This is a genomic window from Kitasatospora sp. NPDC051853 (genome assembly GCF_044452665.1).
Taxonomy (GTDB): domain Bacteria; phylum Actinomycetota; class Actinomycetes; order Streptomycetales; family Streptomycetaceae; genus Kitasatospora.
The window spans coordinates 57,599-82,011 of the sequence record NZ_JBITBY010000018.1 but is presented as its reverse complement, the minus strand read 5'-3'; the positions used below and the strand labels follow the sequence as shown (position 1 = coordinate 82,011).

30 protein-coding genes and 2 pseudogenes are annotated in these 24,413 nt (G+C 70.1%); 17 read left to right on the top strand and 15 right to left on the bottom strand.

Annotated features, from left to right (window positions below; all coding sequences use genetic code 11):
- Positions 1-31 precede the first annotated feature (31 nt).
- From ACIA8O_RS37200 to ACIA8O_RS37190, 3 genes are all read left to right on the top strand, one after another.
- Positions 32-406 carry a hypothetical protein gene (locus ACIA8O_RS37200; protein ID WP_396298490.1) on the top strand — a complete coding sequence of 125 codons (375 nt, stop codon included), beginning with the start codon at positions 32-34 and terminating at the stop codon, positions 404-406.
- Positions 407-459: 53 nt separating this feature from the next.
- Complete coding sequence (locus tag ACIA8O_RS37195) at positions 460-981, top strand: ricin-type beta-trefoil lectin domain protein (RefSeq protein WP_396298489.1); 522 nt, start codon at positions 460-462, stop codon at positions 979-981.
- 204 nt (positions 982-1,185) lie between these two features.
- Positions 1,186-1,356, top strand: coding sequence for a hypothetical protein (locus ACIA8O_RS37190; protein WP_396298488.1), 171 nt, complete (start codon positions 1,186-1,188; stop codon positions 1,354-1,356).
- Positions 1,357-1,934: 578 nt separating this feature from the next.
- On the opposite strand, the gene ACIA8O_RS37185 is transcribed toward ACIA8O_RS37190, so the two are convergent.
- Positions 1,935-2,540 carry a hypothetical protein gene (locus tag ACIA8O_RS37185; protein ID WP_396298487.1) on the bottom strand — a complete coding sequence of 202 codons (606 nt, stop codon included), beginning with the start codon at positions 2,538-2,540 and terminating at the stop codon, positions 1,935-1,937.
- A 1,973-nt stretch (positions 2,541-4,513) separates the two neighbouring features.
- On the bottom strand, positions 4,514-4,927 hold the full coding sequence (locus ACIA8O_RS37180) for a PH domain-containing protein (RefSeq protein ID WP_396298486.1): 414 nt from the start codon (positions 4,925-4,927) through the stop codon (positions 4,514-4,516).
- 293 nt (positions 4,928-5,220) lie between these two features.
- On the opposite strand from ACIA8O_RS37180, the gene ACIA8O_RS37175 reads away from it, so the two are divergent.
- Positions 5,221-5,733 carry a DUF4328 domain-containing protein gene (locus ACIA8O_RS37175; RefSeq protein ID WP_396298485.1) on the top strand — a complete coding sequence of 171 codons (513 nt, stop codon included), beginning with the start codon at positions 5,221-5,223 and terminating at the stop codon, positions 5,731-5,733.
- Positions 5,734-6,061: 328 nt separating this feature from the next.
- Positions 6,062-6,304 carry a transposase gene (locus ACIA8O_RS37170; protein WP_396298484.1) on the top strand — a complete coding sequence of 81 codons (243 nt, stop codon included), beginning with the start codon at positions 6,062-6,064 and terminating at the stop codon, positions 6,302-6,304.
- A 53-nt stretch (positions 6,305-6,357) separates the two neighbouring features.
- Here the strand turns inward: ACIA8O_RS37170 and ACIA8O_RS37165 are convergent.
- Positions 6,358-7,011 (bottom strand): annotated as a pseudogene (locus tag ACIA8O_RS37165) (flavin reductase family protein).
- 68 nt (positions 7,012-7,079) lie between these two features.
- On the opposite strand from ACIA8O_RS37165, the gene ACIA8O_RS37160 reads away from it, so the two are divergent.
- Together ACIA8O_RS37160 and ACIA8O_RS37155 are read left to right on the top strand one after the other, a co-directional pair.
- On the top strand, positions 7,080-7,802 hold the full coding sequence (locus ACIA8O_RS37160) for a winged helix-turn-helix domain-containing protein (RefSeq protein ID WP_396298483.1): 723 nt from the start codon (positions 7,080-7,082) through the stop codon (positions 7,800-7,802).
- A gap of 300 nt (positions 7,803-8,102) precedes the next feature.
- Positions 8,103-8,231 carry a hypothetical protein gene (locus tag ACIA8O_RS37155; protein ID WP_396298482.1) on the top strand — a complete coding sequence of 43 codons (129 nt, stop codon included), beginning with the start codon at positions 8,103-8,105 and terminating at the stop codon, positions 8,229-8,231.
- A gap of 502 nt (positions 8,232-8,733) precedes the next feature.
- On the opposite strand, the gene ACIA8O_RS37150 is transcribed toward ACIA8O_RS37155, so the two are convergent.
- A complete protein-coding gene (locus tag ACIA8O_RS37150) occupies positions 8,734-9,000 on the bottom strand; it encodes an NUDIX hydrolase (protein WP_396298539.1) in 267 nt (88 codons plus the stop codon).
- A gap of 63 nt (positions 9,001-9,063) precedes the next feature.
- Complete coding sequence (locus ACIA8O_RS37145) at positions 9,064-9,573, bottom strand: signal peptidase II (RefSeq protein WP_396298481.1); 510 nt, start codon at positions 9,571-9,573, stop codon at positions 9,064-9,066.
- A 332-nt stretch (positions 9,574-9,905) separates the two neighbouring features.
- Between ACIA8O_RS37145 and ACIA8O_RS37140 the strand changes: the two genes are divergently transcribed.
- Entirely contained in the window at positions 9,906-10,697 is a 792-nt protein-coding gene (locus tag ACIA8O_RS37140; protein ID WP_396298480.1) for a hypothetical protein, read from the top strand.
- 51 nt (positions 10,698-10,748) lie between these two features.
- On the opposite strand, the gene tpg is transcribed toward ACIA8O_RS37140, so the two are convergent.
- The 3 genes and pseudogenes from tpg to ACIA8O_RS37125 all read right to left on the bottom strand — a co-directional run bounded on the left by tpg (position 10,749) and on the right by ACIA8O_RS37125 (position 13,118).
- Positions 10,749-11,294 carry a telomere-protecting terminal protein Tpg gene (gene tpg / locus ACIA8O_RS37135; protein WP_396298479.1) on the bottom strand — a complete coding sequence of 182 codons (546 nt, stop codon included), beginning with the start codon at positions 11,292-11,294 and terminating at the stop codon, positions 10,749-10,751.
- Positions 11,295-11,551: 257 nt separating this feature from the next.
- Positions 11,552-11,722: pseudogene (locus ACIA8O_RS37130) on the bottom strand (DUF6009 family protein); the annotation flags it as partial.
- 73 nt (positions 11,723-11,795) lie between these two features.
- Positions 11,796-13,118 carry a hypothetical protein gene (locus ACIA8O_RS37125; RefSeq protein ID WP_396298478.1) on the bottom strand — a complete coding sequence of 441 codons (1,323 nt, stop codon included), beginning with the start codon at positions 13,116-13,118 and terminating at the stop codon, positions 11,796-11,798.
- A gap of 344 nt (positions 13,119-13,462) precedes the next feature.
- Between ACIA8O_RS37125 and ACIA8O_RS37120 the strand changes: the two genes are divergently transcribed.
- On the top strand, positions 13,463-14,440 hold the full coding sequence (locus ACIA8O_RS37120) for a hypothetical protein (RefSeq protein ID WP_396298477.1): 978 nt from the start codon (positions 13,463-13,465) through the stop codon (positions 14,438-14,440).
- Positions 14,441-15,216: 776 nt separating this feature from the next.
- Here the strand turns inward: ACIA8O_RS37120 and ACIA8O_RS37115 are convergent.
- On the bottom strand, positions 15,217-15,564 hold the full coding sequence (locus ACIA8O_RS37115; RefSeq protein ID WP_396298476.1) for a hypothetical protein: 348 nt from the start codon (positions 15,562-15,564) through the stop codon (positions 15,217-15,219).
- 68 nt (positions 15,565-15,632) lie between these two features.
- On the opposite strand from ACIA8O_RS37115, the gene ACIA8O_RS37110 reads away from it, so the two are divergent.
- Together ACIA8O_RS37110 and ACIA8O_RS37105 are read left to right on the top strand one after the other, a co-directional pair.
- Positions 15,633-15,986, top strand: a complete 354-nt coding sequence (locus ACIA8O_RS37110; protein WP_396298475.1) for a hypothetical protein — start codon at positions 15,633-15,635, stop codon at positions 15,984-15,986.
- Positions 15,987-16,020: 34 nt separating this feature from the next.
- The gene (locus tag ACIA8O_RS37105) at positions 16,021-16,266 is read left to right on the top strand and encodes a hypothetical protein (RefSeq protein WP_396298474.1); all 246 of its coding nucleotides are present in this window, start codon (positions 16,021-16,023) and stop codon (positions 16,264-16,266) included.
- A gap of 91 nt (positions 16,267-16,357) precedes the next feature.
- Here the strand turns inward: ACIA8O_RS37105 and ACIA8O_RS37100 are convergent, their stop codons facing one another.
- Both ACIA8O_RS37100 and ACIA8O_RS37095 read right to left on the bottom strand, forming a co-directional pair.
- A complete protein-coding gene (locus ACIA8O_RS37100; protein ID WP_396298473.1) occupies positions 16,358-16,819 on the bottom strand; it encodes a hypothetical protein in 462 nt (153 codons plus the stop codon).
- A gap of 72 nt (positions 16,820-16,891) precedes the next feature.
- The gene (locus ACIA8O_RS37095; RefSeq protein WP_396298472.1) at positions 16,892-17,500 is read right to left on the bottom strand and encodes a DUF6000 family protein; all 609 of its coding nucleotides are present in this window, start codon (positions 17,498-17,500) and stop codon (positions 16,892-16,894) included.
- A 526-nt stretch (positions 17,501-18,026) separates the two neighbouring features.
- Between ACIA8O_RS37095 and ACIA8O_RS37090 the strand changes: the two genes are divergently transcribed.
- Together ACIA8O_RS37090 and ACIA8O_RS37085 are read left to right on the top strand one after the other, a co-directional pair.
- Positions 18,027-18,332 (top strand): transposase, encoded by a 306-nt coding sequence (locus ACIA8O_RS37090; protein ID WP_396298471.1) that lies wholly within the window; start codon positions 18,027-18,029, stop codon positions 18,330-18,332.
- 17 nt (positions 18,333-18,349) lie between these two features.
- The gene (locus ACIA8O_RS37085) at positions 18,350-19,240 is read left to right on the top strand and encodes an IS3 family transposase (protein WP_396298538.1); all 891 of its coding nucleotides are present in this window, start codon (positions 18,350-18,352) and stop codon (positions 19,238-19,240) included.
- Positions 19,241-19,461: 221 nt separating this feature from the next.
- Here the strand turns inward: ACIA8O_RS37085 and ACIA8O_RS37080 are convergent, their stop codons facing one another.
- Positions 19,462-19,905: a hypothetical protein gene (locus tag ACIA8O_RS37080; protein ID WP_396298470.1), complete on the bottom strand. Its 444-nt coding sequence runs from the start codon at positions 19,903-19,905 to the stop codon at positions 19,462-19,464.
- A 168-nt stretch (positions 19,906-20,073) separates the two neighbouring features.
- Here ACIA8O_RS37080 and ACIA8O_RS37075 point away from each other — a divergent pair, with 168 nt between their 5' ends.
- The gene (locus ACIA8O_RS37075) at positions 20,074-20,511 is read left to right on the top strand and encodes an NUDIX domain-containing protein (RefSeq protein ID WP_396298469.1); all 438 of its coding nucleotides are present in this window, start codon (positions 20,074-20,076) and stop codon (positions 20,509-20,511) included.
- Between the two features lie 238 nt (positions 20,512-20,749).
- Here ACIA8O_RS37075 and ACIA8O_RS37070 read toward each other — a convergent pair whose 3' ends face one another.
- Positions 20,750-21,265, bottom strand: coding sequence for a DUF6985 domain-containing protein (locus ACIA8O_RS37070; protein ID WP_396298468.1), 516 nt, complete (start codon positions 21,263-21,265; stop codon positions 20,750-20,752).
- Between the two features lie 415 nt (positions 21,266-21,680).
- On the opposite strand from ACIA8O_RS37070, the gene ACIA8O_RS37065 reads away from it, so the two are divergent.
- Complete coding sequence (locus tag ACIA8O_RS37065) at positions 21,681-22,031, top strand: hypothetical protein (protein WP_396298467.1); 351 nt, start codon at positions 21,681-21,683, stop codon at positions 22,029-22,031.
- Between the two features lie 104 nt (positions 22,032-22,135).
- Here the strand turns inward: ACIA8O_RS37065 and ACIA8O_RS37060 are convergent, their stop codons facing one another.
- The gene (locus tag ACIA8O_RS37060) at positions 22,136-22,816 is read right to left on the bottom strand and encodes a DUF6304 family protein (protein ID WP_396298466.1); all 681 of its coding nucleotides are present in this window, start codon (positions 22,814-22,816) and stop codon (positions 22,136-22,138) included.
- 92 nt (positions 22,817-22,908) lie between these two features.
- Complete coding sequence (locus ACIA8O_RS37055; RefSeq protein WP_396298465.1) at positions 22,909-23,238, bottom strand: hypothetical protein; 330 nt, start codon at positions 23,236-23,238, stop codon at positions 22,909-22,911.
- Between the two features lie 254 nt (positions 23,239-23,492).
- On the opposite strand from ACIA8O_RS37055, the gene ACIA8O_RS37050 reads away from it, so the two are divergent.
- Entirely contained in the window at positions 23,493-23,642 is a 150-nt protein-coding gene (locus tag ACIA8O_RS37050; protein ID WP_396298464.1) for a hypothetical protein, read from the top strand.
- 364 nt (positions 23,643-24,006) lie between these two features.
- On the top strand, positions 24,007-24,408 hold the full coding sequence (locus ACIA8O_RS37045) for a hypothetical protein (RefSeq protein WP_396298463.1): 402 nt from the start codon (positions 24,007-24,009) through the stop codon (positions 24,406-24,408).
- The last annotated feature ends 5 nt before the right edge of the window (positions 24,409-24,413 follow it).

Genomic DNA, 24,413 nt, shown 5'->3' with positions numbered 1-24,413 from the left:
TCGGCCGCGCCGGTTGTCACATCCTGTGCTCATGATGCGACGCCTTGCCGCTGCCGCGGCCTCCGCTGCCCTGCTCCTCGCCTTCGGCGCCACCACCGCGCACGCCACCCAAGCCGATCCCGCCGAGTTCGTGACCGTCTCGGGCCCGATGACCGTCCACGACCTCTCCGGCGAGGACGAGGAACTCTGGTACGCCGCGGTGACGCTCGAATGCCCCGAGGACACGGTGGCCGTCTCCGGCGGCGCGGACCTCGCGGCTCCCTGGGAACTGGGCGCGACGTGGCACAACGGCCGCACCTGGGCGGCCGAGACCTTCGAGGTGACCGGGGACCAGGCGCCGGAGGACACCGAGGACGGTGACAGCGTGGGCACCGCCTACGCCGTGTGCCTTCACAAGCCGGCCTGACCTCCCTGCCGCCTCGCATGGCCGACGGCCGCACCGACCTGACAGGAACACCCATGCGCAAGACCCGGACCTGGGCTGCCGGCACACTCCTCACACTCGCCGCCCTCACCACCACGACCCCCGCCGGCGCCATCGAGTTCCCGGACAAGAACACCGCGTTCCAGCTGAAGGCGTACAACGGCACGTGCGCCCAGAACCTCTACTCCGCCGACTTCAAGCACACCGCCATCGTGCTCAGGGCCTGCGACAAGACGATCGCGGCGCAGAAGTGGCACTACTACCCTTCGACGGGCCAGCTGGAGAACTGGAACGACAGCCTCTGCGTCGAGGCGCCGAAACAACGCCAGAACAGCGCGATCCAAGGAGGACCGCTCCTGGCCACCACGTGCGGCGACAACCCCCGCCAGAAGTGGGCCGTGGACAAAACGACCAGGATCAAGCCCAAGGGTGACGCCACGCTGTGCTGGACGGCGGACAAGTCCACCCGGAACTATCTGCGCACCCCGTACGTGTACCTCGGCCCTTGCACGAGCAAGCTCAAGCCCCAGAACTGGACCATCGTCAAGATCATGTGACTCCGTGCCTCGGTGGCACCGACCGTGGGTATCAAGGTCTCGGCCAGACCGCAGGGTGACCATCAAGGTGAGCGCGGCCGCGGTCATCGCCACTGGTAGGAGTCGCTCGTCATCGGCGCCAGCAACACCAGGCCGGAGGCGGGCTCGGCGGCATGTTGGAGGACGAGGCCGATGGCGGGGTAGAGGTGGAGACCAGCGGCGTAGGTGAGCGGGATCCACTCCCAGAACCAGGCCAACAACAACGGCAACACCACCGGATCCGTCTCCCACTCCAGCAACACCCAGAACGTCGCGCAGCAGAACGTCACCGACCAGCAGTCCATCGACGTCATCAAGAACGTGGACGCTCTGGAGGACCCACTCGTCCTCGTCTGACCAACCACCAGGGGGCAGGGAAAGGGAGTGGCGGCTGAGGCGGACAACACCCAAAACGCCCCAGCCCGGCCGGCCTGCCTACAACCCCCACGCACAGCAGCAGGCAGGCCACGCCCAGGCCCAGGCCCAGAATGAGGCGATGGACACCAGACCAGACCTGAACAGGCCTGAACAGGGTGGTGACCACATCGGACAGCCTGCCGCCCCCGAGGAGCAGCAGCACACCCCCCGCAGCAACAGGAGCACCACGGCGACGGAGCGACAGCCCGGCCGGAACAGCTGGCGCTCCCAGAGCAGGGCACCCCTCTCCCCCAGGGCCGGGACCGGCACAGCGCTGGCGGTGCGCGGGCTGGGTCCGGCGTACCGGAGCCGGGCCGGGCCGGGCCGTAGCAGCGGCGGGAGGCGGGGTCGGGCACCTTCGGAACAGGGGTGCGGGGCGATTCCGGTAACGGTACATCGGTGAATCCGGGCAGCTCCGGTGGCCGTTTCTGGCACTCGCGGACGGGCGCCTGAGGAACAAATGCGCTGGCCAATCCATGGTCAATGCAAGCCCGATGCGACAGCAATCCCGACTGAGGCTACCCGGCCTCTTTTTCTCTCCGGATCGCGCGGTCCACCGTGTTCATGACGAGGTGCTTAATGTCCTCGTCGCTGATCACGACGCCGAACAACGGCCGGTCCTTGTTATCGATTGCGAGACAGCAGCCCTGCCGGAAATCAACAAGGTTGCCCTCACGGTCGGTACAGACAACCGCCCGCGCGTTGATCTGTTCCTTTTCGTAGTAGCCCCCGCCGCCGCTGTCGTACATTCCCGGCTCCACCGGTACGTACTTCCCCTGGACGTCATAGGAGATTTCGTAGGAGAAGATCTCCCACAGGTCGGGAACCGGCTCGTACTCCAGCGGGCCCGCAGAAGTCCGGCGCCGCCACCACCGGCCGGGCTCGGGAGCGGGGCGGGCCACGACACGGCGCGGATGCCACGGCCCCGCGGCGTTGGAGGGGTACGTCGGCGCGATCCCGGCCACGAGGTACTTCTCCAGCGCCCAGGCCCCCAGGGCGCGCATCAGCTCGTACCCGGTCAGCGGGACCACCGGGGCAGGCTTCGGCCCACGCCCGGCCGCCAACGCCTCGGTCTCACGCCGCTCGGCCCGCACCCTCTCAAACAGCTCGTCGAAATCCGACACCGCCAACACTCCTTCCCGCTCCACCCCGGGCACCACACCCACCCGACAGGCCACCACCCCAGCACCCCGACCACCCCACCCGCAGCCAAACCAGCAACCCCGGCGCCACGGCCAGGCGCAGCCCGGCACACCACCAGGCCCTCCGGCTCAACCAGCTCCTCCTGGTCCCGCTGCGGGCCACCTGCGGTCGCACAGGACCGGCCTGACGGCGGCCGCACCGGTGGACGGCTGCGGGCCGGGACCTGACCGCCCCACAACCGGGCCGGGGCCGGGTGCCTACGGCACCGGCAACGGCCCGGCGCAGCCCGAGGGGGAGGCGAGGGAGCGGTGACGCAGCCGGGCCGGAGACGGGCGGGGGCGGGCAGCTCCTCCTGGTCCTCGAGCGGGCGGCCCGGGGGCCGCGTCGGGGTGCCGGCCTGACGGCCGCACCAACGGGGCGGGGCCGGGGCGCGGCGGCCCGGCAGCAGGGCCGGTGACGGGGCCGTGGCAGGCCCGGAGCGGGGGCGCGGGGCGCCTGCGGCACCCTCCCCGGCCGGGCACCCTCCTGACGGACCGCCAGCACCGGTACACCGAGCCCGGCCTGACGGCCCCACAGCGGAGCCGCACACCCGGCCAGGCGGAGGCGGGCAGGCCGGTGACCCGTCTCATCGAAGTTTGACGAGTCTCAACGAAGTTTGACCGCACGACGTTCGGCCCATCCATCGGCGGTACCGGCCGCAGCACTGCACCGCCAACATGTCTCCATCAGGCCACGAGCTGACGGACCTGTCCGGGGTCGAGGTGCAGTTCGTACGGGGTCGAGCAGTCGCTGATCTGCGTGCCGACCGGGGCACCGCACGGGCACCGGCGGTTCATCCCACCCCTGCCCGAATACCCGCAGCAGCCGGCATCCTCGAAGTCCGGGACGCGAAGCGGCTCAAGGCCCGGCGCGTCGCCGGGATGAAGAACCACCGTCCTCCGCGGCCCTGCGGACACCAGGAAGTCGTCACCGTCTGGATCACAGACGCACGGGCCTCCGGGGAAGATCGCCACCGGGTCCTCGCAGGGCACAAACGGTGCGCCCCAAGGCTCCGGTTCCACCGCGAAGTACCCCCGTGGCACGTTGGCGTACGCCGTCCGCGTCCCACCGTCCTTCGGGTAGCCCTGTTCCATCGGACGAACAGGGACCTCAGCCAGCTCGGTCAACGGTCCGGTGATCGCAGATCCACAGGCCACACACGCAAACACTGTCACCCGCAGTTCCTAGCACCACCTTGCAGACCCGCCAACCCAATTTGCCTCCCATCAGGGCAGTCACACCCACCGGACCGGGTCGGAGCATCATCTCTGAACCGGGTGGTCAAACTCCGATGAGACAAACCCGCCCTGGTCAAACTTCGGTGAGACTCGTCGAAGTTCGATGAGACAGGTCAGCCGGACCGGCACGGGCGTGTCCCCGCCCTGTCCCAGCCCCGGACCGGAAACGCCACTGCCTGGGAAAACGGCTTGGGACGTCCCAGCGAAACGGACATAACCGGGCACGGTGAGACGCAGGTGGGACAAGGCTGGGGCACCCCCTGTCCCAGCCCAGGAAGAAGCCGGCCACCGTGCCCAGGACGACGGCCAGGCACAGCAGCACCGGACGGCCCAGGGACGGGCCAGACCGGGAGGGGCACCGCAGCCCCCTGTCGCGACTGTCGCGCACCGGCCCCACGCGGGGGCTCCAGCCCCTTTCACCCACCTCACACGACGCGACACCACCCCCCGTGCGACACCTGGCGCCCGCCCACGCGACCCCACCCCCTGCCCGGCCCGGGCGGCCGGGCAGGGCACCCGGCCCAGGGCGGGGCGGGATGGGGCGGCCAGGCGCAGCCCGGCCGGAGACGGGCGGAGCGGGCCGCTCCCGGCCGAAGGCAGGCGGATCCCAGCTGCACAGCCCGGCCAGCGGCAGAGACGACCGAGCCGGGCAGGCCGATCGGGCGCGGCCTGGCGGCTCAGGCTCTGGCCCTCATGACGTCGAGTTCTTGCACGACACGGTGGGCGTAGCCCTCGCGGCCCGAAGCGTTCTCGAAGTTGGTCGGCTGGACCGCGACGCACTTGACCCGCGACCCGTCGGCCAGGGTCAGCACCAGGCTCGTCTCCAGGGCTATCCCGGTGATGTCCGCCCAGCGCACCCGGCGGGTCCCGGTCAGGTTGACCACCCGCACCCCCTGCGGACCCACCTCGACCGTGATACGGGTGGCCAGGACCCCGAAGACCGTCAGGCCCGCGTAGCCGAGCAGCCTCAAAGGCGTGTCACCCCGAGGGAAGTCCTGGAACTTGTCGAGGTCGGCAAGCAACAGGACGACACCACCGACGATGGCCATGAACGCGAAAAACCCGTAGGAGGGATTGCGGAACTTCTTCATCGCCGGATTCTCCCCCGACACCCCCCGACACCCCCGAACGCAGCCACACCCCCCGACCCACAGCACCCCGCCAGCGGGCCCACACACCGCGGCTGACTGACCAGGGGGACCGTGATCAAGCCTGTGGACTGGGCTGCCGCGGTGCCGCTAGGTTTCTCCTGTCTCTGCAGGTAACCAGCACCGCAGTGCTCCTGAATGGAATCAGCATGCAACCCGGAATACCCAGTGCGGCACCCGCTCCTGTGACGCTGGCGGTGCGCGACCCGAGAGTGCTGTCGACCGTCGCACAGGCAGTGATCTGGATCGAGTTGCTGGCACAGGCCGTATTGGTGGCAACCGGAGAGGGCGCAGCGGAAACGTTCCCGCAGGCCGTGCCTGCTATGACACTCCTCAGCGCGGTTTCGTTGGTCGCGGTGATCTGCTGGCTCCGCCGGTGCCGGCTCAACGCAGAGGCGTTCGCCCCCGGCACCCACCGGTACAGCCCCGGCTTCGCGATCGGCGGGTGGCTCATCCCGGTGGCCATGCTGTGGATCCCGCGCCGGGTGACACTCGATGTCCGCCGTGCCAGCGGACTCGCCGGCCGCGCCTGGCTGGTCGAGGGATGGTGGTGGACCCGGCTGGTCAAGGTCGTCGTGGCGCTGCTCGCCACTCGGTCCCTGCCGAATCCGATGTTCTCCCCGTACGTCGCAGTGCTCACCGCCGCTTCCGGGGTCATGCTGCTGCTGGTGATCCGGGAGATCACCGCCGCCCAGACTGACCGGATCACTGCAGGACCGGCTGCGGCAGCGCCGGCCACCGCAATCTGACCGCCCATTACGTGCTGTGAGGCCGCACCGGAAGTTACCGGCCCATGCGGCCACACGTCAGTGCAGGTGCGGGCCAACGTCAGCGTTCCAGCCCTGCTGTACATCCCCCTGCGGCTCAGCCTCCAAGCAACCCCTGACACGAAGCCGCATCCCGCTGACACCACACGATCCGAACGCGGCACACAGACCCCCATCACCCCGGACCCCAGCAGGGACCACCACCGAACCGGGGCGCAGTCCGGCACCACCACCTGCCCCTGGTGAAGCCTCCCCGTGGACCTGGACACCTGGAGACTGGGACGTGAGGTTCCAGAGGAAGTAGAGCCAGGTGAGCAACAAGCAGGGCAAGCGGTATTCGGAGGAGTTCAAGCGGGACGCCGTGAGGCTGGCCCGCTCGTCCAGCAAGACGGTCACGGAGGTGGCCAGGGGGGTCAGCCCCGAGGGCCTTCGGAGCTGGGTCAAGCGGGACCAGGCCGACCGTGGTGACGGTGGTGCGGGCGAGCTGACCAGTGCCGAACGTGAGGAGCTTCGCCGTCTGCGGCGGCAGAACCTCGAACAGCAGAAGCACTAGGAGCGTGTGCCAGTAACCGGCAACTGGCCGGGTGACAGTGGTGCCGAGGTCGGTCAGTGGGTTTGCCGGGGTGTCTGGGAGCGGAAGCTGCGGCCGAGTTCGGGGCCCAGTCCGTAGTAGTGACGGAAGTTGTAGATCAGCGGGCTCCACGCGGTCGGGTCGACGTGCTGGGAGCCGGGGACGACGATGCGCGGATCGGCGTGGACCTTGAGCACGTGGGCTTCGACGATGAGGAACGCCCCGGAGGCATCGGGTTGGACCCGGGCTGCGCGGGCCTCCAGCTGGATGGGACATTCGGCGGCCCTGGGCGGCCGGACCAGATCGGAGGGTTCGGGTCGCAGGCCGGCAGCGGCGAACTTGTCCGGCTCGAAACGGAAGGTGTCGCGCTTGTCCACGGGTATCGGGGTGCGTCCGGTCAGCGGCGCCAGCCGCTCCACCGCCGGCCACTGGGCGGGCGCGGGGAGGTTGATGACGAGATCGGGTCGACTGCGGAGATTGTGCGCGGTCTATCCCCCGGGGCCCAGACCGAGGACGATGACGTGGCCCAGTGCCCAGGCCGAGGACATCGGCGCGAGGTTGAAGGAGCCGTTCTCGTTCTCCGTCGAGAGCAGTACGACCGGCGTGCCGAAGTACAGGATGCTCGGCTCGATGGCCACATGGGCGGGCGACGTGTTGGTGGGCATGGTGCTGCGTGTAGCGGTGTCCATGGGAGTCGACCGTAGGGTGAAGACACTTCGGACCCCACCGAAGGATCGCTGGTGGATGATGGACGGCGATGAGAAACCATGACGCGCACCCGGAGGGCCCGGACCTGGCCGCTCTGGCCGCACTTCTCGCGGACGGCACCCGCGCAAGCTTCTGCCTGGCCCTCCTGGACGGTCGGGCATGGACCGCGACCGAGTTGGCGCGCCATGCCGGGGTGGCCGCCTCGACGGCCACCGAGCACCTGAACCTCCTGGTCGGCGGAGGACTGCTCGCCCAGGAGCGTCAGGGCCGTCATCGCTACGTGCGCCTCGCCGATCCCGAGACGGCCCAACTGATCGAGACCCTTGCCTCCATGGCGCCTCGACGTGTCGCTGCGTCCCGTTCACTGCCCGCCGTCAACCGGAGCCGGGCGCTGGCCCGCGCCCGCACCTGCTACGACCACCTCGCGGGCGCCCTCGGGGTCGCGATCGCCGAGGCGATGACCGACCGGGGGCTGCTGGACTGGGAGCAGGGGCTGACACTCACCGGCAACGGGACCGTCTGGCTGGCCGATCTCGGCATCGCGCTACCGCCCGCCACACGGCGTCCACCCGTCCGCTCGTGCCTGGACTGGACCGAACGCCGCCCCCACCTGGCCGGTGCCGTCGGTGCCGCCCTGTGCCGCCACGCCTTCGACTCCGGTTGGATCACTCGGATCGGTACCGGCCGCGCCGTCGCTCTCACCGAGATCGGCCGGCGTACGCTTCAGGACCACCTCGGCCTGTCCGACGAGACGGGCACTCCCGCCAGCTGAACACCGATCCCACCCCCGGTCAGACGCTGCCGCTACCCGCGCCTGGGGCGCAGCACCCTTCCGTGTTACTGGGACACGTGGCGGGAGGGGCTTGACCGGCGTCCTGGGATGCCTACGGTGCGGCGCTGTGAACCCCGGACGTCGGGGTTCGGCTGTTCACCAGCCGGGTGTTGGGACGAGGAGAGCGACGTTGCCGGGGTGAGGCCGCGCGGCCAGGAGACGGGCGCGGCGGGGTGGGACGGCACCGAGCGACGGCGGGCTGTTCGGGAGCGGCGCTCCGCTGCACCGGGAGCGGCGGTGGTGCCGGCGCCCTCCGGCAGGTGGTCCGCCTGGCGGTCACCGCAGCGGCCGGTCGGCCGACTCCTCGCCAGGCTCGGCGACGTGCTGGCCGGTGCCGCCCTCGGGTGGGTGCTGGCCCTGCTGGCCTAGCTGATGGCGGCGCTGCTGCGCTGACCCGGTCACGGACCCGCCGAACACTTTGACCACACTCGCTACCACTCGGCGGGCCTGGCTGCGCTGCGCGGCTGGCCCAGGATCAGGGCCGGGGGCCCGGCCGGATGCCGTGCCAGGGAGGGGATTGCGACCATGGCCAAGCACCGTCGACCGGTTCGGCGAGGGCGGTCGGCCGCCGTGCTGGTGTCCGCGAGTGTGCTCGGCGGCGTCGCCAAGGCGGTGACTCAGTGACTGCTCGCCCGCGTCACGGGTGACGCTCCCTGACGATCCGCCAGTCGCCCGGCGGGGTCAGCGCCAGCTGTACGAGTCGTCCGTCATCGGTGCCAGGTGCACCGGGTCGGCGGGATCGTTGAGGGTGACCAGGGCGGGGCCGACGGCCGGGTAGAGGCGCAGGCCAGCCGCGCGCAGACGTCCACCCAGACCACCTCGGCGACATCGTCGGCGTCCAGCTCGGCCACCGCGATGCCCTGACGCACCGTCAACGGAACCCGGACGACGTGCACCAGGTGGAGCCGGTGGAACAGGCCGGGCCGGCCGGGCCGCGTGGTGAGCTGGTCCTGAACGTGGCGCAGCTACGGCGGCTCCGGGAGGGCGACGACGTCCGGGCCTGCTCCTCGGCCAGCGCGCGGGCGAGCGCGTCGATGGTGCTCTCGCCCTCGTGGACCAGGCCGCCGGGTGCGCAGAACGGCTCGGTGCCGTCTGGCTTCTGGTGGCGGATCAGGCAGAGCTCGCGCCTTTGGAGGATCAGCGCACGCCCGCACTGCCACGGCCGGCTCTCTTCCGCCCTGAGGCTTCGTCAGCCCGGTGCTCAGGCGGGCTTCTCGGCCGGGGCACCGGCGAGCTGCACCCCGCGCAAGGTGAGCAGCATCAGGGTGGTGGCGGCGGCGACCAGGGCGATGTCGGCGACATTGCCGACGAACGGGCCGTAGTCGATGAAGTCGACCACGTGCCCGCGGGCCGGGCCAGGGGCCCGGAACAGCCGGTCGCCGAGGTGGGAGAGCGCACCGCCGAGCATCGCGCCCAGCACCAGGGCCCAAGCCCTCGAGGCCAGGCGGCGGGCGGTGTACAGGATGCCGGCCACGCTCGCTGCCGCCGCCAGCGTGAACACCCAGGTCGATCCGGCGCCCAGGGAGAGGGCGGCGCCGGGGTTGTAGAGCAGCCGGAAGTGGATCAGCGACGGGATCACGGCGATACGCTCGCCGTCGGACAGCGCGGCGACCGCCCACAGCTTGGTGAGCTGGTCCGCGAGCAGGACCACCACCGCCAACACGAGCATCGCCCCGTACAGCCGGCCCGAACCCCGCTCCACCCGCACCATCGTGGCCTCCCCGCCCAGTGATCTTCGAACCGAGATCCTGACACTATCCGGCCGCTGGCGTTCGCGTCAGGGGCAGCCGACGCGAGCGCGGAGCCGGCGCCAAGTGGCCGCCGTGCTGGACCTGGCCGCTCGGGCCCGGCTGCAGGGGGCGGGGCCGAGGGAACTGGCGAGGCGTCATCGCGGTTACGTGGTGTTCCCCTCGGCGCAGGTCGTACGGCTGCTCATCGTCCAGCTTGTGAACGCCCTTGAGCGCGCCCCGTTGTGCTGATTGGCGACCGAACAATGAGATGGCGTGTGGGGAACCTGGTGCATACGATCCCGGGATGGCTGGAATGTCGATCACCGTCTGCCTGCCCGGTTCGGCTGCGAGGAGGGTGGACGAGGCGGTTGCGGAAGCGATGGCACCGTTTGCCAATGACGGCGTGGGCGCCGTGGAGCGGGATGTGTGGGACAACTATCGGATCTGCGGTTCCGTGGGTCTGCCGGTGCTGGCAGGCCATGAGGACGATCTGCGGTTGGTCGCTGACCGCCCCCGCTGGGACGGTTCGTTGGAGCCTGCAGTGCCCGGGGAGTGCGCGGGAGGGCCGCGAGGGCTGATCGACTTCCGCGACGCCCTGCGGGCCGAAGCGGCCCATCACGCGGGCCGGGTGTGGGATCGCTGGCAGGAGGTGGTCTCCCGCCACCCGGCCCCGGACGACGAATCCGTGTTCTTCTACCGGCACCTGGCCGCCGGAGGGAGCAGGCGCTCGTACGAGACATCGCAGGAAGCCGCCGACTACCAGGCGCAGCCGGCCGTCCGGGCCTGGGAGGCTGTAGCGCCGGAGCTGGACCGGCCCGACATCGCGGACCACTTTTCTTTCGGTTGGAATCCGGTCGGAATCGGACAGTGCAGCCGCGAAGAGTACGTTGCGGGCTACGAGTTCAGCGTTCTGCCACAGCGCAACGTGCTGACGCTCAGTGGGTGGTGGTACGAACTTGGCGAGGCTCCCCTGCACGGCACATGCCACGGTCCCCTCGAGTGCGTCCACGAGCCGGACTTCGGTATGGAGCACCTGGGGGTGCAGGCTTATCTCATCGCCCTGCCCGCTGACACGCTGCTCGTCAACGTGCGCTGCCACGTGTGAGATCTGCCCATCAGCCGCCCCGCCATCGACGCCGGTGGCGTGCTTCAGAGGTCAGATGCCCTCGATGTCGACCCACTCCAAGTCCGTGAGCTCTACGCCGAGCCCGGCCGCGCGGTGGCCGCCGTCCTTGAAGTAGTGCTCGCCGAGCGCGTCCGCGAGGATCCGCTCTTGCTCGGTGTGGGTGGCGCCGGCGTCCCGGGCGGCGTAGAGGCTGGCGGCCACCGAGCCGGGCATCAGCTGGGTGAGCGTGCGCGGGCGGGGGTCGTCGGTGGGGCCGGCGGATGAGGTGAAGCCGAACCGGGCCTGGACGTGCAGCATGAAGCCGCGCTTTTGCGCCTCCCGGCGCACCCGTTGACGCACCCTCGGCTGCCAGCGCGCCTTCACCTGACGCTCGATCCGCTCGGCCGCTGCCGGCTTGGGCACGCAAGCGCCCTTCAGCCACCGCTGCACCGTGCGCTGCGAGACGCCGAGCTCAGTGGCCAGCCGCTTGGTCGAGCCCTTGTGGCCCTTGAGCAGGAACCGCGGCCGGGCGGCCACGGACTGCGGGATCGGCCGGGTGCGCTCGGCGCGCTCCAGGCCCTCGTCGATCTCCCCCACCGTTGTCCTCCTGAGCGGTGTCGTCGGTCAGCGGCGACGCTGCCCCTCCGCGGCCGCCAAACAGATCCCGACCTCCCTCTCGCTGGGTGGCGACAGCACGCTCGCTGCACCAGGGTCCTCTGCGGGGCCTTGGAAGTGCGGCCGGACGGCGTGGTCAGCGCCCCGGCCGGGTGGCCACGCCGGGCACGGGCCAAGGCGTGTCGCCGACTGGTCCGGCGGCCCCTCCCCGTGCGGGCCTCCGGGGGTGCTGGGCGTGGTTACGAGCTGGTGCGGCCGCGTTGGGAGCGGGGTGTCTTCTCGCCCACGGTGCGGGGTTCGATGGTGCGGGGGTCGACGGCTTCGCCGGGGGCGCCGGCGGCGTAGAGGCCTTCGGGGTCAAGGTCGCGGTCGTGGGGCGGCAGGAAGAAGACGCGGCGGCGGTGGAGGTCGGCGGCGCGGTGGCCGACCTCCTTGGAGTAGTGCTCGCCGAGCGCGGCCGCCAGGACGTCCTGGAAGGCGCGGTCACCGGCGCCGGCGGCGTGGGAGTCCAGGAGCCGGGCGGCGTCGGGGCCGGGGATGTGCTGGGTGATGATCCGATGCCTCAGGTCGTCGGTGGACCCGGCGGCAGCCGGTGTGCGTTGTAGGCCGGCTACCGGGCGGCGCTGCGGGTGAGGGCGCGGAGCTGGTAGTCGAGGCCCATGAGACGGCCCGCGCCGCGGCTGCCGAGGTTTTTGACGCCTTGGCGGATCTCGTCGAGTACCGCTGTGCCGCGTCCGTCACCCGCAGCGCCAGGGCCGCGGCGGCCTCCAACCGGACTTCGAGATGGGGGTCGGTGAGGTGTGCCGCGAGCACGGTGCGCAGGTGGGGGGTGTCGGGCCGGGTGCCGTGGGGCGGGAAGGTGAGGCTGTAGAGCGCGTTGGTGCGGGTGCTGGGTATGGGGTCTTCGGCCAGGCGTAGGAGGACGGCGAGCGTGTCGGGGTGGTGCTCCAGGAGTTCGGGGAACGCGTGGACGACGCAGCTGCGGACGACCGAGGCGGGGTGGCCGGCGTGCGTCAGGACGGCCGGGAGTTCCTCACGGGAGCAGCAGTCGATGAAGGCTGCGAGAACGCAGCGCAGGGCGTGCGGGTCCTGCTCGGTGTCCAGACGGGGGCGGAGGAACTGAGCGGCTTCCCGCGGCAGCGGCGGCGGATCGTCCTCGTTGCCGAGGTGAAGGCCGAGGTCCAGGACGCTGACCGTGTCGAGTGCGAAGCGTCGGCGGTGGAGGTCGCCGGTGCGATCGGCTTCTTCGGCGACCGTCCGGGCCCAGTCGAACGCTGCCCGGCTGTCCCCGTCAGCGATGCGGAAGAGCGATATGCGCCAGTCGTCGTGGTCGGGGTCGGCGTGGACCAGGGCGCGGGCCATCAGCTCGTCCGGCTTCCGCTGGACACCGAGCTTCGCCTCCATGGCGGTGATCACCGCCCGGTGGGCCGGAGGCGGGAGCGACCCGGCACCGGTGCCGGCCTTCAGAGCGCTCTGGGCCGCCCGCAGCGCGCGGCGGTGCGAACTGTCGGCACGCAGCGGGTCGCCCTCAGGGCGTAGCAATGCCTCCAGAACCCAGAAGGCGCCGCTCTCGGCGGCCCAGGTGACCGGGTCGGTGCCGTCGGCCCAGGGCCGCGTGGGGTCGACGCCCCACTCGATCAGCCGGCCCACGACCTCGTGACGCCCCGCGTACGCGGCGGCGGCCAGCAGCACAAGACCGTCGTCATCGCCGAGTTCGGCCCTTGGCGTGTCCTCGAAGTCCAGGAATTCGAGGACTGGGATGTCGTCGCCGCACTCGATCGCGGCCAGCAAGGCAGTCAAGTCCACCCGGCGATCATGCCCGCCGCGCGAGCACCACAACGAATCGTTTACCACCCGGTACCGCTGGCTCCGCATCGCACGGGCGGCCTGCGGCCGCGAGGGGGGTGGCCTGACGGCCGCACCGGCCAGGTGAGTCGAGGATGCGGGCGGCGGTCTCGGCCCGACACATGCCGACGGCCCGGGACAGTTCGTAGGTCTGCTGGTCAGTGGTGGGGGTCTCGGTGCGGATGCGCTGCGGTTCCTGAGGGACGGGCGCGGTGTGGACCAGGGTGCTCTCGTCCGTGCCGGTGTGCCGGTGTGCTGGAAAAGCGTTCGCCGTCTGTCGTTCGACGGCGTTAGCCTCGCCCGTCATGGGAGCTCGAGCGCAGTACGTGGTGGTGGAGAACGGCAGGTGGCAGCGGTACTGGTCGCACTGGGGTGCCCAGCGGGTGGTGGCCGATCTGCTGCCCGGTCCGGCTGCGTCGACGCGCTGCTTCCGCGCGAACCGGGAGGCTGAGGAGTGGCTGGACGATGTGTGGTGCGAGGGCGCCGCGCTCGTCGACCACGACCGCAAGGTCCTGCTCTGGTTCATGTTCCTCGACACCTGGGCCGAGCACCGCGCCGCCCGCGCCCTCCTGGCCCGGACCTGGCCCGGCTGGGATGTCCGCTTCGCGCACGACGCCGTCGGCGACCTGACCCACCACCTCGGCCTGGGCCGGGACCTGACCCGCACGCAGGACCAGTTCGAGCCCTCCGAGCCGCTCTGGTCCTCGGAGACCGACGAGACCGACCCGTGGACCGTCCTCTCCCTACGCCTGCCCGACGGAAGCGTCCGCGCCTGGGGCGGCTGCCGGGAACCCATGGAGCACCTCGCCGACGGGCCCCGCCTGGCCGGCCTGCTCGCGTCCTCGTCCGCGACCCCGGTGGCCACCGACATGCCGTACGCCGGCATCCACTACGACCCACAGGCCCGCACCGTCTCCCTCTGGGCGGTCCAGACCGTGCCCGGCATCCACCGCCGACCACTTCCGGGCTGGGACGGCTGGACCCTGGACTTCCGCGGCGACGACCACACCTGGCAGGCAGAGCTGCTCCCGGCTGACTACCCCTTCCCGCGTTCCCCGCTCGCGGACGCGCTACGGCGCCTCGGCAACGGCCTTGCCACCCCGCCGCCCGATCCGGCCGCCCTGCTCGCCCTCGCCGCCCGAACGCCGGGCCCGGAGGGCACCGTCGCGGTGGTGAACGCCGCCGCGCTGGTACCCCACGACCCGGCCCGCCCCACCCCGGCCGAGCTGGCCGCACTCCACGCGGCGATCGCAGACCTGGCCGCAGGTGCGGGGACCGACTGACCATCACCGCCTTCGCTGCCGTCGTCGTTGCCACTCGACACGGACCAGCACCGGCGGCCGGCAGCTCCCGTCACCTCCGGAGGCAGTCGATTCGCCGTACGCGAAGCCGTGGCCACCGTCGGATCGGTTCGGCGTCACTACTCGGGTACGCAGGTGAGGCAGGGGCGGCGGACCTTGGTCTTGCGGAGCTCGTCGGCCGTGTACAGCTGTGGCAGCCGGCGCCAGTAGCCCTGGCCGTGAGGCCAGGGCAGTCCCAGCTGGGTTCTCGGGGAACCGACTTCGCCAACATGGTGGTGGAACCTGCGGCACCTGCTGTCCAGAACCTCGCGGCACCTTGCGCCTTCGGATCAGGGCGCGGCGCCAACCAACCACCGCACGCCAGGGGAGAGCCTGTCCGGGTGCCGTGTGGTGCCCTGCTCATCCCCCCCTTGGCCACCCGCACTACCGCTCCCATCACGCCCCGGAATCGGCACCGCCGTGGATGTCCGCACCTTCGACACCCGGCCGGGAAGGTCTTCACCCGAGCAGCCCTCTTGCGCTCGCACCCGGCTCTTTCGCTGACGGAAGGCGCTGCTCGAGGGTCTCGGGCAGGGCACCGCTGCGGTCCTGTCCCGGTGGCGCGACAGGATCGGACCACTCCTCCCGCACTCCATTGCCTGCGGGTGGAGCCCGACTTGGCTGGTCGCCACCTGCTTGTGCGGACGGTGACGTAATTCCCCAGGCTCCCGTCCTGCTCCGCGGGCTCGCGAGTGTGGTCGGGCGGGTCCGCTCCTTTGTCAGAGGTCCACGCGATGTTCGACAGCCGAAGGATCGGCTGCCGAACCGTAGCGCAACACGACATGTGCCGGACGGAAGGAAAGATCACGCAGAACGGGGGCCATGACGGCGAACAGCGCATCGGCGTCGGGGCCGTATGCGTAGAGCGTGACCTCGCCGGCCCCGAACTCGTTTCCGTCGAACTCTCCGACGCCGGCCCGGTCGATCACTTCGGTCAACAGCGTCTGGGCCCGGCGGACGGTCGCCCTCTGGCTCTGTCCGCCGAAGCCGTCCGCTGCCAGCTGGAACCGAGCGACGACGGCGTGCTCATCGCCGGCCCCGATCGCCAAGCCATTCACGCCATCCATGCGCGAAGGGTCTCATCCAGGACCGACATCACATCCATGAGGGGCTTCCGGATGTCGCTGCTATGTAATTGCAGGCCGGCTGGCTGGGTTCTTCGGGCACTTGTTTCGAGGGCCTGGACGAGGACGTGCTCGCCGAGGCGGCGGGCGAGGCCCGGCTGCTCGGCGCCGATCCCGCCGCGGCCGTCGACGAACTGGTGCGCTCGCTGCTGCGCGGTCTCGGTGCCTGCCAGGAGGCGATCGGAGCGCTCGGCCGTGGCCTGGTGGCGGCCGCGCAGGATCGGCCGCTGCCCGGGTGGGCGGCGGATGCGGGCCGCACCGAGGACGTCCGCTGGCACCAAGCCCGCACCGCGCTCCTCGAGGCGGTGCTCCTGTACCACCACGGTGTCCTGCCCATCGGCGACCAGGAAGGCCGACCGTGGTGACCGGCACCCGCCCCAGCCCGGGAGAATGAGGCGGGTGACCATCCAGCCCCGGGGCATCGGCGCCCTGATCCCCGCTCGCACCCAGGCCACCCCCAGCGAGCAGGCCGCCTCCCAACTGATGCACCTGCGCTCGGCGAGCGTGCCGGTGCCGGTCCTCGCCGCAGCCACCGCCCTGATCGCCCCACAGCTCCAAGACCCGGACCCGGCCACCCGCGAGGCCGCCGAAGCCGTCCACCACCACCTGCTCGCCGCGATCGAGACCGCCGCCCCGAACCGGTGACCGGCCTCTCTGTCCTGTCTCATCGAAGTTTGACGGTGTCTCACCGAAGTTCGACCTCAGGATCGGCTGCGGGCGGTTCTGTGGCGCGGCGTCAGAACGGGGGTTCGCTGCACCAGTTGCCGCCCCATTGGGAGAAGGGGCGGCCGTTGTCCTGTTGGAGGAGGGTTACGGCGTCTTCGATGCGGCCGAGGTGGATCAGGTAGGCGGCCATGCCGGGGTGGTCTTCAGGGTTGGCCGGGTCCAGGACGGTGAGGGCTTCTTCGGTGTGGCCGGCGTCGTACAGGGTCCTGGCGATTGCTTCGGCGGCGTATGGGGTGTGGCCTTCGGGGTGGGCCCGTGCCTGCTCGAGTGCCGCGTCGGTCCCGGCGGTGGCGGCGATCAGCGGCAGGCGGATCCGGAACAGGTCCCACTGCTCCTCGCCGCCCCGCCTGTCCTTGAGGGCATCGAGGTGGACCAAGCCTTCCTGCGGGCGGCCCTGGTCGAGGCACAGGTCGGCCAGGGCGTGGAGGAGCCAGTCCTCGCCGGGGTGGTTGTCGGCCTGGGCACGCATCACGTCGACGGCCTCGACGCCGCGGCCGTGCCGGGCCAGTAGGTGCGCCAGGTGGTACCCCGCACTTGGGACAGGTCAAGCCTCCCAAGGCCCGCACCATGCGTCGATCGCCGCTCTGGCGCTGTCCGCCCACGCGGTCGCGGTCCCGCGCGTATGCGGAAGCGCATCGACCCACCGTTCGCAGAGGCCGTCCGGAGCAACGAATCGCGCGGAGTGACGTGTGCCCAGCTGGGAATCCAGCCGCATGAGAGCTCCAAGGGCGGGTCCCTGGTCGTACCGGCATTCCAACTGCGGGAGATACCGGTCCAGATAGGACACGAGGATGTCCGCGTCATCTTGGCTGCCGAACCGGGCGAGCGCAAAGCAGTAGCCCTGGCCTGCGTAGGTGAGTTCACTGGCCAGCAGAAGGCCCCCGATGCGTTCACGCCACTCGACCCGCCGGGCCACGCCGACCAGCCACGCAGCAGTCAGCCGGGAACGCCACTCATACGCGAAGAGCGCCCGGATCTCCTGGTCGCTCACCTGGAGGGAGTCAGCTTGCAGCGAGGCGACGAAGGCAGCCCGTGCCTCCTGCTCAAGGTGAAGGAAATTACCTCCCAGCAGTTTGAGGTATCGCCGTTCACCAGCGACATACCGGGCCACGACCTGCTCGTGGCCAACTTCCCGAGGGTGCTGCATGCTCATCGCCGCAGCATGACCTACCAGCGAGGCAACCCCGCAAGCGGGGTCCCACAGGCTCCGGCAGGCAAGCGACATCTGACACTCCGTCGGTTCGAACGCGCCCGGACCATGCGTCAGAGTTTCCTGACGAACGCAGCGGTCCGTCAGGATTACTTGACGATCAGTCAGCCGTAAGGGAATCCTTACGATCGCCGACACCCCCGACGACGCTCAGGCCGCCGCGATCGCCGCCGACACCGAGCACCTGGGCGCCGGCCAGCGGCGTATCCATCGCTGGGACGCTGAGGAGTGGCCGGCCTGAGTCCTCATCCTCAAGGTCCGCAGCGACTCCACCGGGCGCTTCGGCAAGACCGGTTACAGCGTCGTGCCCGTCCCCCCACCACTCCCACCCCGGAAGCTGACGTCGATCCACCACCTTGGCCTGGGTGACGGGACGTGAAGAGGAAGGGCAGGCTCAACTGAGGCTCCCCCTGTGACCTGGACAGCCTGATACTGGGACGGATGGTCCCGGAGGAAGCAGTTTCAGGTAGTGAGTAAGCAGAGCAACAAGAGCAGGCGGTACACGGCCGAGTTCAAGCGGGACGCGGTCGAGCTCGCGCTGGCCTCGGACAAGACGGTGACCGAGGTGGCCCGGGATCTCGGGGTCAGCCCGGAGGGGCTGCGCAACTGGGTCAACCAGGCGAAGACCGACCGGGGCCAGGGGCCGGCCGGTGCGCTGACCACGGCCGAGCGCGAGGAACTGCTGCGGCTGCGCCGCCAGGTTCGCGAGCTGGAGCAGACCGTGGAGGTCCTGGGAAAAGCGACCGCCTTCTTCGCGAATCGCCGGACGAAGTAGCTGCGCGCTACGCGTTCATCGACGCGGAGAAGGCCGATGGGACGAGGTTGGGCGGGTACAGCGTGGCCTTCCTGTGCCGCACGCTGGGCATCTCCCGCTCCGCCTACTATGCGCATCGGGCTGCCGGGACGGCCCGGCGCGCACGCCGCCGGGCCGAGGATCTGCTGGTGGACGAGATCCGGGTGCTGCACGCCGGCTCCCGCGGCGCCTACGGCGTGCCCCGGGTTCACGCTGCCCTGGTGCGGGCCGGCCGGGTCGTGAACCGCAAGCGGGTGGAACGGCTGATGCGGGAGAACGACATCGTGGGAATCACGCGCCGCGGGCGGCGGGGTCTGACCCGGCAGGCGAAGCGTGCGGTCTTCGCTGCGGACCTGATCCGCCGGGATTTCAACGCCCCACGACCGGGGATGCGCCTGGTCGGTGACATGACCGAACTCGTCACTCTGGAAGGGAAGTTGTATCTGGCGACCTGCATCGACCTGGCCACCCGCGAGGTCATCGGCTGGGCAATGGCGGATCGTCACCGCGCCGAGCTGCCGGTGGCCGCGCTGCGGATGGCGGCCGGCCGCGGGCAGCTGGAGAGGGGCTGCATCATGCACACCGATCGCGGCAGCGAGTACACCAGTGGTGAATTCCGGGAAGTGATACGGGAGTTGCGGATGCGGCAGAGTATGGGCCGAGTCGGATCCTGTTACGATAACGCCGCGGCGGAGAGCTGGTTCGCCCTGCTCAAGGCCGAGATCGGCACGACCGTGTGGGCCACACGGGCCGAGGCCCGCGCCGAAGTCTTCCACTTCGTCGAAGTCGAATACAACCGCACCAGGCTCCGCAAGCACCCCGAGTTCGGCTACATCACCCCGCTCGAAACGCGAGCCAGACTGCAGCACGACTTCACCCCCGCAGCGTAAGCAACCGCTGTCCAGGACCAAGGGGGAACTTCACAACCGTCCTCGCCGCCGCCTTCCTCGACCAGCTCCTGTACCACTGCGACGTCATCTCCATCAACGGCAGCAGCTGCTGCCTCAAGAACCCTCTCCAGGCCGTCGGGCGGGACCCGACGTCGCCTGAGCGGTTGACCAGGCTCATCAAATTTTGGCTGCTTCCTGAGCCGTCGAACGGCTTCAGGCTGTCATCGGAGCACAGAGGCCGCATCGTCGCTCTGAGCCTGGAAAACGGTCACGATCGAGGCCACAGCGTCGACTTCGAGCGGTCCCGCGATCCTCAGACAGACCAGTTCGGGCAGGTCCTCGGAGCGATCGAGTCGGCCGACCGCCTCGGCGGGCCAGGGTGATGGCAAAGTCGGCAGGTGGATCAGGGAGATCCCGTCGATGAAGCTGGGCGTCAGCTCAGGTTCCCACGGGCGAACCGAGTGGAGGTTGGACAGCGAGACCACTACATCGGGCTTGTGCGGCCCCTCGCGCAGCCATACGCCCAGGGCGTTGTCTTTGGGGTTTTCGTTGGACTCGTCCAACGAGATGCGCTCGATGAAGTAGCTGATGCAGGACTCCAGCGTCCGCGCCGCGTTCGTGCATCGGTTCTTGAAGGCGTCGGTTGCCCCATGTTCGTCGACCATGGCACGAGACTACGGTGAGCGGAACGGTCCATGAGAGCGACCTCGCTGAGACGGGTCAGTGAGGCACACAACTCCGTACGCGCTGGAGCACTCGGTTCAGTACGCGGACACCTAGCCCTTCGGTGTCTCGCCCGCCGATCGACCGACCAAGCTCGCTACGGTGACCGGATGAACCTCCCTACCGATCCCAGCCAGCAGTCCACGGTCACCCCTCGGGGGGCGGTCGCGATCATCACCAATCGCGTCGGCGACCTCCTCCTGCACCTTCGCGACGACCTCCCGGGCATACCTTGGGCCGGTCACTGGAGCCTGCTCGGCGGCAGCTGCGAGCCGGGAGAGCTCCCGGCCCAGGCGATCGCCCGTGAGCTCCTGGAGGAAGCCGAACTCGCGGTCGACGACTTGATCGAGCTCTTCGAGACGAAGGACACCGCCACGTCCGCACGAAAGATCATCACCTTCTTCGCCGGCACCTGGGACGGCGAAGAGAGCACCCTCCCCCTGGCCGAGGGCGTCAAACTCCAGTTCTTCGCCCCCGACCAGCTCCCCGGCCTCGCCCTCCCGCCATTCATCCGCGACGGCATCAACCACTACCTGGGCGGGCGCTGAGGCGCGAGGAGACGGCAGAGGGGGAGGGGGCCGTCCAGCGGGCCGCTGTGGAAGCCGATGTCGAGGCGATCGGACAGACGTTCAGGTGCTCACGGCCGCCAGCATCAGTAGCCCCGGGAGAGCGTGCTGCGGGGCCGGCCGTTGGTGGCCAGCCCGACCAGGTGCACCGCACCGTCGCCTGTGGTCAGCCGGATCCCGTCCGGGCCGTCCCAGACAGCCTCGCGTCGGCCACGGGTGGTCAGAGCATCCGCTGGTAGACCACGCCCGCGACGTTCTCCCCCGGGAAGCGGGGGTGGTGGGTGAGGTGGCCGTCGTACGGGCCGACCTTGGAGACCGTCCGGCCCCCGAGGAAGACCAGTTGCAGTCCGTGCTCGGGCTCCCAGGAGCACTCGCACTCCACGGACACGTACACCTCGTCGCCATCGCGCTCGACCAGTGCCTCCCGGCCTGGTCGGATGTGCGCCAGCACCTCGGCCGGTCCGGCCACCCGGTCCGGCAGGTCCTCGCCGAGAACGCTCACCACGTCCTCGTAGTACTCGAAGATCGGCCCCGCCGCAGCCCGGAGGACGGAGGCGTCAAGGGCGAGGAAGGCGACAGCCGCTGCCAAGAGGTCCTCCGCCACCGGCCCGCCGTCGCAGTCGGGGAACACCACTGCGCAGACCGCGCCGCCCAGGCCCGGCACCGGCATCGGGTCGCTGCGGTAGCCGTCGTGGCCAGGGTCGGGGGTGAGGGCGCCGAGGCCAGGGATCTCCACGGGGCTCACTCTAAGGGCCGTCTTCCTGGCGGGGCCGGGCGGGCGCCGTCAGGGCAAGCACCTCGACGGCGCCTGCTGATCCGCCCCCGTCAAGGAGACATCTGACATCCCACTCGACAGGGTCACATGGCGACAGCCCCTGCCTTCTGCCTCGGACTGCTCAGGCAGCCGTCGGCCACCATCGACGCCAGCGGGCGCGGCCTGTACCCAGACGTTGACCACGGGAGCCTGCCCGCGCGGGTCACTGGTCAGGCCGCGGTCACGACCGCCAGGTAGCGTTCGGGCGGTGGAGAGAGTGAGTGACCAGGTTCTGCGGGCCCGTGAGGGCCTTGCCGATCGTGTCCGCAGTGAGCTGACGGCCGCAGGCCTGCCAGTGGTGGCCTCCGGAGCGGACCGGGACCTCGCACAGGGAGCGGTGGTCACAGTGGACCCGCTCACCGACGCCATCGCCACCGGAGTGGGCGTGGGATGGGAGACCAGCCCCCGGCTGGCAGACTGTGCGCGCCACGCGGCGATGCGCGGGCAGACACAAGAGCCCGCGTTCACCCACAGCATCGCCGTGCTGGACGCCATGCTCGCGGCCATCACCGCGATCCTCACCTCGGCCGGTTTCACGGTGCGCGAAAGCCTCAACGACTACGCCCCGTTCACCCTCGACGTCGTGGACGCACCCCCCACCGGCCCGTCCTGGGAGCGCCGCGAGGGCGAGCTGGCCTGGCCGGCCCTCCCGTCGGGTGAGGCGGCAGTAGGCACTGCCCAGACCTGACCCGTCGAACAGCGCCTCACTTCCACCCCGCCGGCCACGCTCGGCCGCGAAACAGGGGGCCTGAGCTGCTGCTCTTGGGGCGCGAAGCTGTTGTGGGGTAGCCCTCAGCCGCGGTATCCAGTGCCGGACTGGCGCTGCTCGAAGTCAGGGCAGTGGAACGTCTCCTGAACGAAGCCGCTTCTCTTGTCCCAGAGGGCGAACAGGTCCCGCTTGCCGGCGACAGCCCGGTAGGTGTCCTTGCAGTCGCGGAAGCACGCCATTGAGCCGATGAACCCGGAGCCCGCCGGGTGGTAGTCGGAGAAGGCGCATGAGATGCAGGCCAAGAGGCGGGTGCCGTCCGGTAGCTCACGCTGGAGGTCCATCAACGCATCCTCCATGAAGCCTTGGGGGGTGGTCGTTTCCACAACCCCGGCCGGAAGGTGCAGCTGCAACGTCACACCGACAGAGTCGATGGCGTGGTTGGGTGCCGGATCTCCAAGGACCAGTCGTGCAGCCAACGGGGCGCTCATGATTCCGGCGTCGGCCAGGGAAACCTGAACCGGCATGCGCCACTGGATGGTGCACGAGCACAGATCGCCCTGGTGCAGCGTGGGAGGTTCGTCGGTATCGGCAGGTGCTCCAACCAGCTCGAGACCATCAACTGACGTGCCCTCGAAGCGGTTGCCGCGAAGGACCATCGTGAACATCCTGCCATTGTTGACCAAAGTTGTCTGGGACTGACCCCAGCGATCGGTGACAACTGCGGGGTAGTGCTGTGAACTTGCGTACCCAAGCGCCTCGCTCATGTGGGCCAGTATCACGTAGCGGTCATCGCCGACCAACCCTGGTTCGTCCTCCCCGTAAGCGCGGGGGTCGGCCGGTGTTCGCATCGATCTGGTCAACGTAGTAGGTGTCCTCCCAAGCGAGTGGGGATCAGGTCGGGCACGCTGTCCACCTCGGCCAGGTCCCGGTCGGCGAGCGCGGCCAGGGCCGCCCCGGCACCGCTGTCGTAGACCCCGACCGCGTGCAGTGCCCGGACAACCGGGCTGCGCTGGTCGTTGAAGTGGATGCGCCTCCGGGTTCGGGCTGTCCGCCGGTCGATGTGACCGCGCGCAAGGTCGTGGTGATGTTCTTTCTCCAAGCCCTGGTCAATGCCGAAGAGGACCTGCAGATAGGTCCGCTGACGGTCGTTCAGACCGTCCCACACCTGCTGCGCCTTGCTGGCCATTGGCTACCTCTCGGTCATCCGGGCGCTCGCCCTCAGGGCGTAGACGGCGCGGCTGGGGTTGGCGCGGAAGAACAGTCCGCCGCGCTGCAGACGTTGCAGGATCTCGCGGGCCCGCCCGTCCGTGACCGGGTATTCGGCGGCATGCGGACGACGCGACGGGCATCGAGGGCTTCGCCGACAGCCGCCTGATCGCGCTCCTGGAAACCCTCACCTCGGTCGAGCAGGCGGTGGCCATCGCACGGAGCTACCGCGGAGTGACCAACTGGGCGGAAGCGGTGCTGGCCGCCGGACATTCGGAGTCTGTCGGCGAGTGGGTCCGCCGGAAGGTGAAGGCACTCGCCCGCCGGATCAACAGCACCCTGAAGGCCGAAGAGGAAGCCGTGCGTGCGGTAGTTGCCGGGTAGGGCCTCGCCTAGCCAGGTCCCGTGACCTGCTGTTTCCCAGCTCGTCCTCCTGTCGGAGGGGACTTTCCGGGCTCCCCGCCGCCCACTTGTGGGCAGGCCGTTCCGCCCGGCGCACTGAACCTCCGAAAGAGGGACAGGGCGGAACGACCTCCACGAAGGGCTCGGCTACTGGTGCCAAATGGGATCGGGGACCAGACAGCCCTGCAGAAGCACGAGCGCAACTCCGCGCTCTCGGTCGCCGCCGCCAGCGTCCGGCCCGGCCCGGCCAGCGGCGCCCCGTCGAGGGCGGCGGCCCGGCCACCGACGACCCCGGAGGTGAAGAACCGGATGCCAGCTTCGGTGTTCACCTACGCAGCCCTCCCTGATGGAATCACTCGGCATCACCACCTGGATCACCGAGAACCCCGACCTCGCGGAGACCGCTGGCTTCGTCCTGCTCCCACGACAGCGAGCCAGCATCGCCAGCTGGGTACGAGCCGAGGCCGTCTCCAAACTCGGCCTCACCACACGACCGGCAGATCTGCACACCTTCGCCGACGCCATCGGGCACGCCGCCGCGCACTCCGTGACATCAGCCGGCCTCGCCCGCGACCGCCTCATCGCCACCGCCGACTACCTCGGCCTGGACTGGTCCTGGCTCACCCGCCGCTGCCACCAACTCACCCTGGCGGGAACACGCACCCTCGCCCGCCCCCGCAGCCGGCTTCTGGGCCTGGAAGGCCCGGACGCCGCATGCCGCTTCGTCGCCTCCCACCGCACCACCTGAACCGA

What these genes read in the sequence shown, in the direction of transcription:
- ACIA8O_RS37160 (WP_396298483.1), top strand. Translation starts at nt 7,080, where the DNA reads ATGAGAAACCATGACGCGCACCCGGAGGGCCCGGACCTGGCCGCTCTG.
- ACIA8O_RS37195 (WP_396298489.1), top strand. Translation starts at nt 460, where the DNA reads ATGCGCAAGACCCGGACCTGGGCTGCCGGCACACTCCTCACACTCGCC.
- ACIA8O_RS37045 (WP_396298463.1), top strand. Translation starts at nt 24,007, where the DNA reads ATGGAATCACTCGGCATCACCACCTGGATCACCGAGAACCCCGACCTC.
- ACIA8O_RS37120 (WP_396298477.1), top strand. Translation starts at nt 13,463, where the DNA reads ATGGGAGCTCGAGCGCAGTACGTGGTGGTGGAGAACGGCAGGTGGCAG.
- ACIA8O_RS37200 (WP_396298490.1), top strand. Translation starts at nt 32, where the DNA reads ATGATGCGACGCCTTGCCGCTGCCGCGGCCTCCGCTGCCCTGCTCCTC.
- ACIA8O_RS37145 (WP_396298481.1), bottom strand. Translation starts at nt 9,573, where the DNA reads ATGGTGCGGGTGGAGCGGGGTTCGGGCCGGCTGTACGGGGCGATGCTC.
- ACIA8O_RS37080 (WP_396298470.1), bottom strand. Translation starts at nt 19,905, where the DNA reads ATGGTCGACGAACATGGGGCAACCGACGCCTTCAAGAACCGATGCACG.
- ACIA8O_RS37055 (WP_396298465.1), bottom strand. Translation starts at nt 23,238, where the DNA reads ATGGCCAGCAAGGCGCAGCAGGTGTGGGACGGTCTGAACGACCGTCAG.
- ACIA8O_RS37060 (WP_396298466.1), bottom strand. Translation starts at nt 22,816, where the DNA reads ATGAGCGAGGCGCTTGGGTACGCAAGTTCACAGCACTACCCCGCAGTT.
- ACIA8O_RS37075 (WP_396298469.1), top strand. Translation starts at nt 20,074, where the DNA reads ATGAACCTCCCTACCGATCCCAGCCAGCAGTCCACGGTCACCCCTCGG.
- ACIA8O_RS37140 (WP_396298480.1), top strand. Translation starts at nt 9,906, where the DNA reads ATGTCGATCACCGTCTGCCTGCCCGGTTCGGCTGCGAGGAGGGTGGAC.
- ACIA8O_RS37180 (WP_396298486.1), bottom strand. Translation starts at nt 4,927, where the DNA reads ATGAAGAAGTTCCGCAATCCCTCCTACGGGTTTTTCGCGTTCATGGCC.
- ACIA8O_RS37115 (WP_396298476.1), bottom strand. Translation starts at nt 15,564, where the DNA reads ATGGATGGCGTGAATGGCTTGGCGATCGGGGCCGGCGATGAGCACGCC.
- ACIA8O_RS37095 (WP_396298472.1), bottom strand. Translation starts at nt 17,500, where the DNA reads ATGAGCATGCAGCACCCTCGGGAAGTTGGCCACGAGCAGGTCGTGGCC.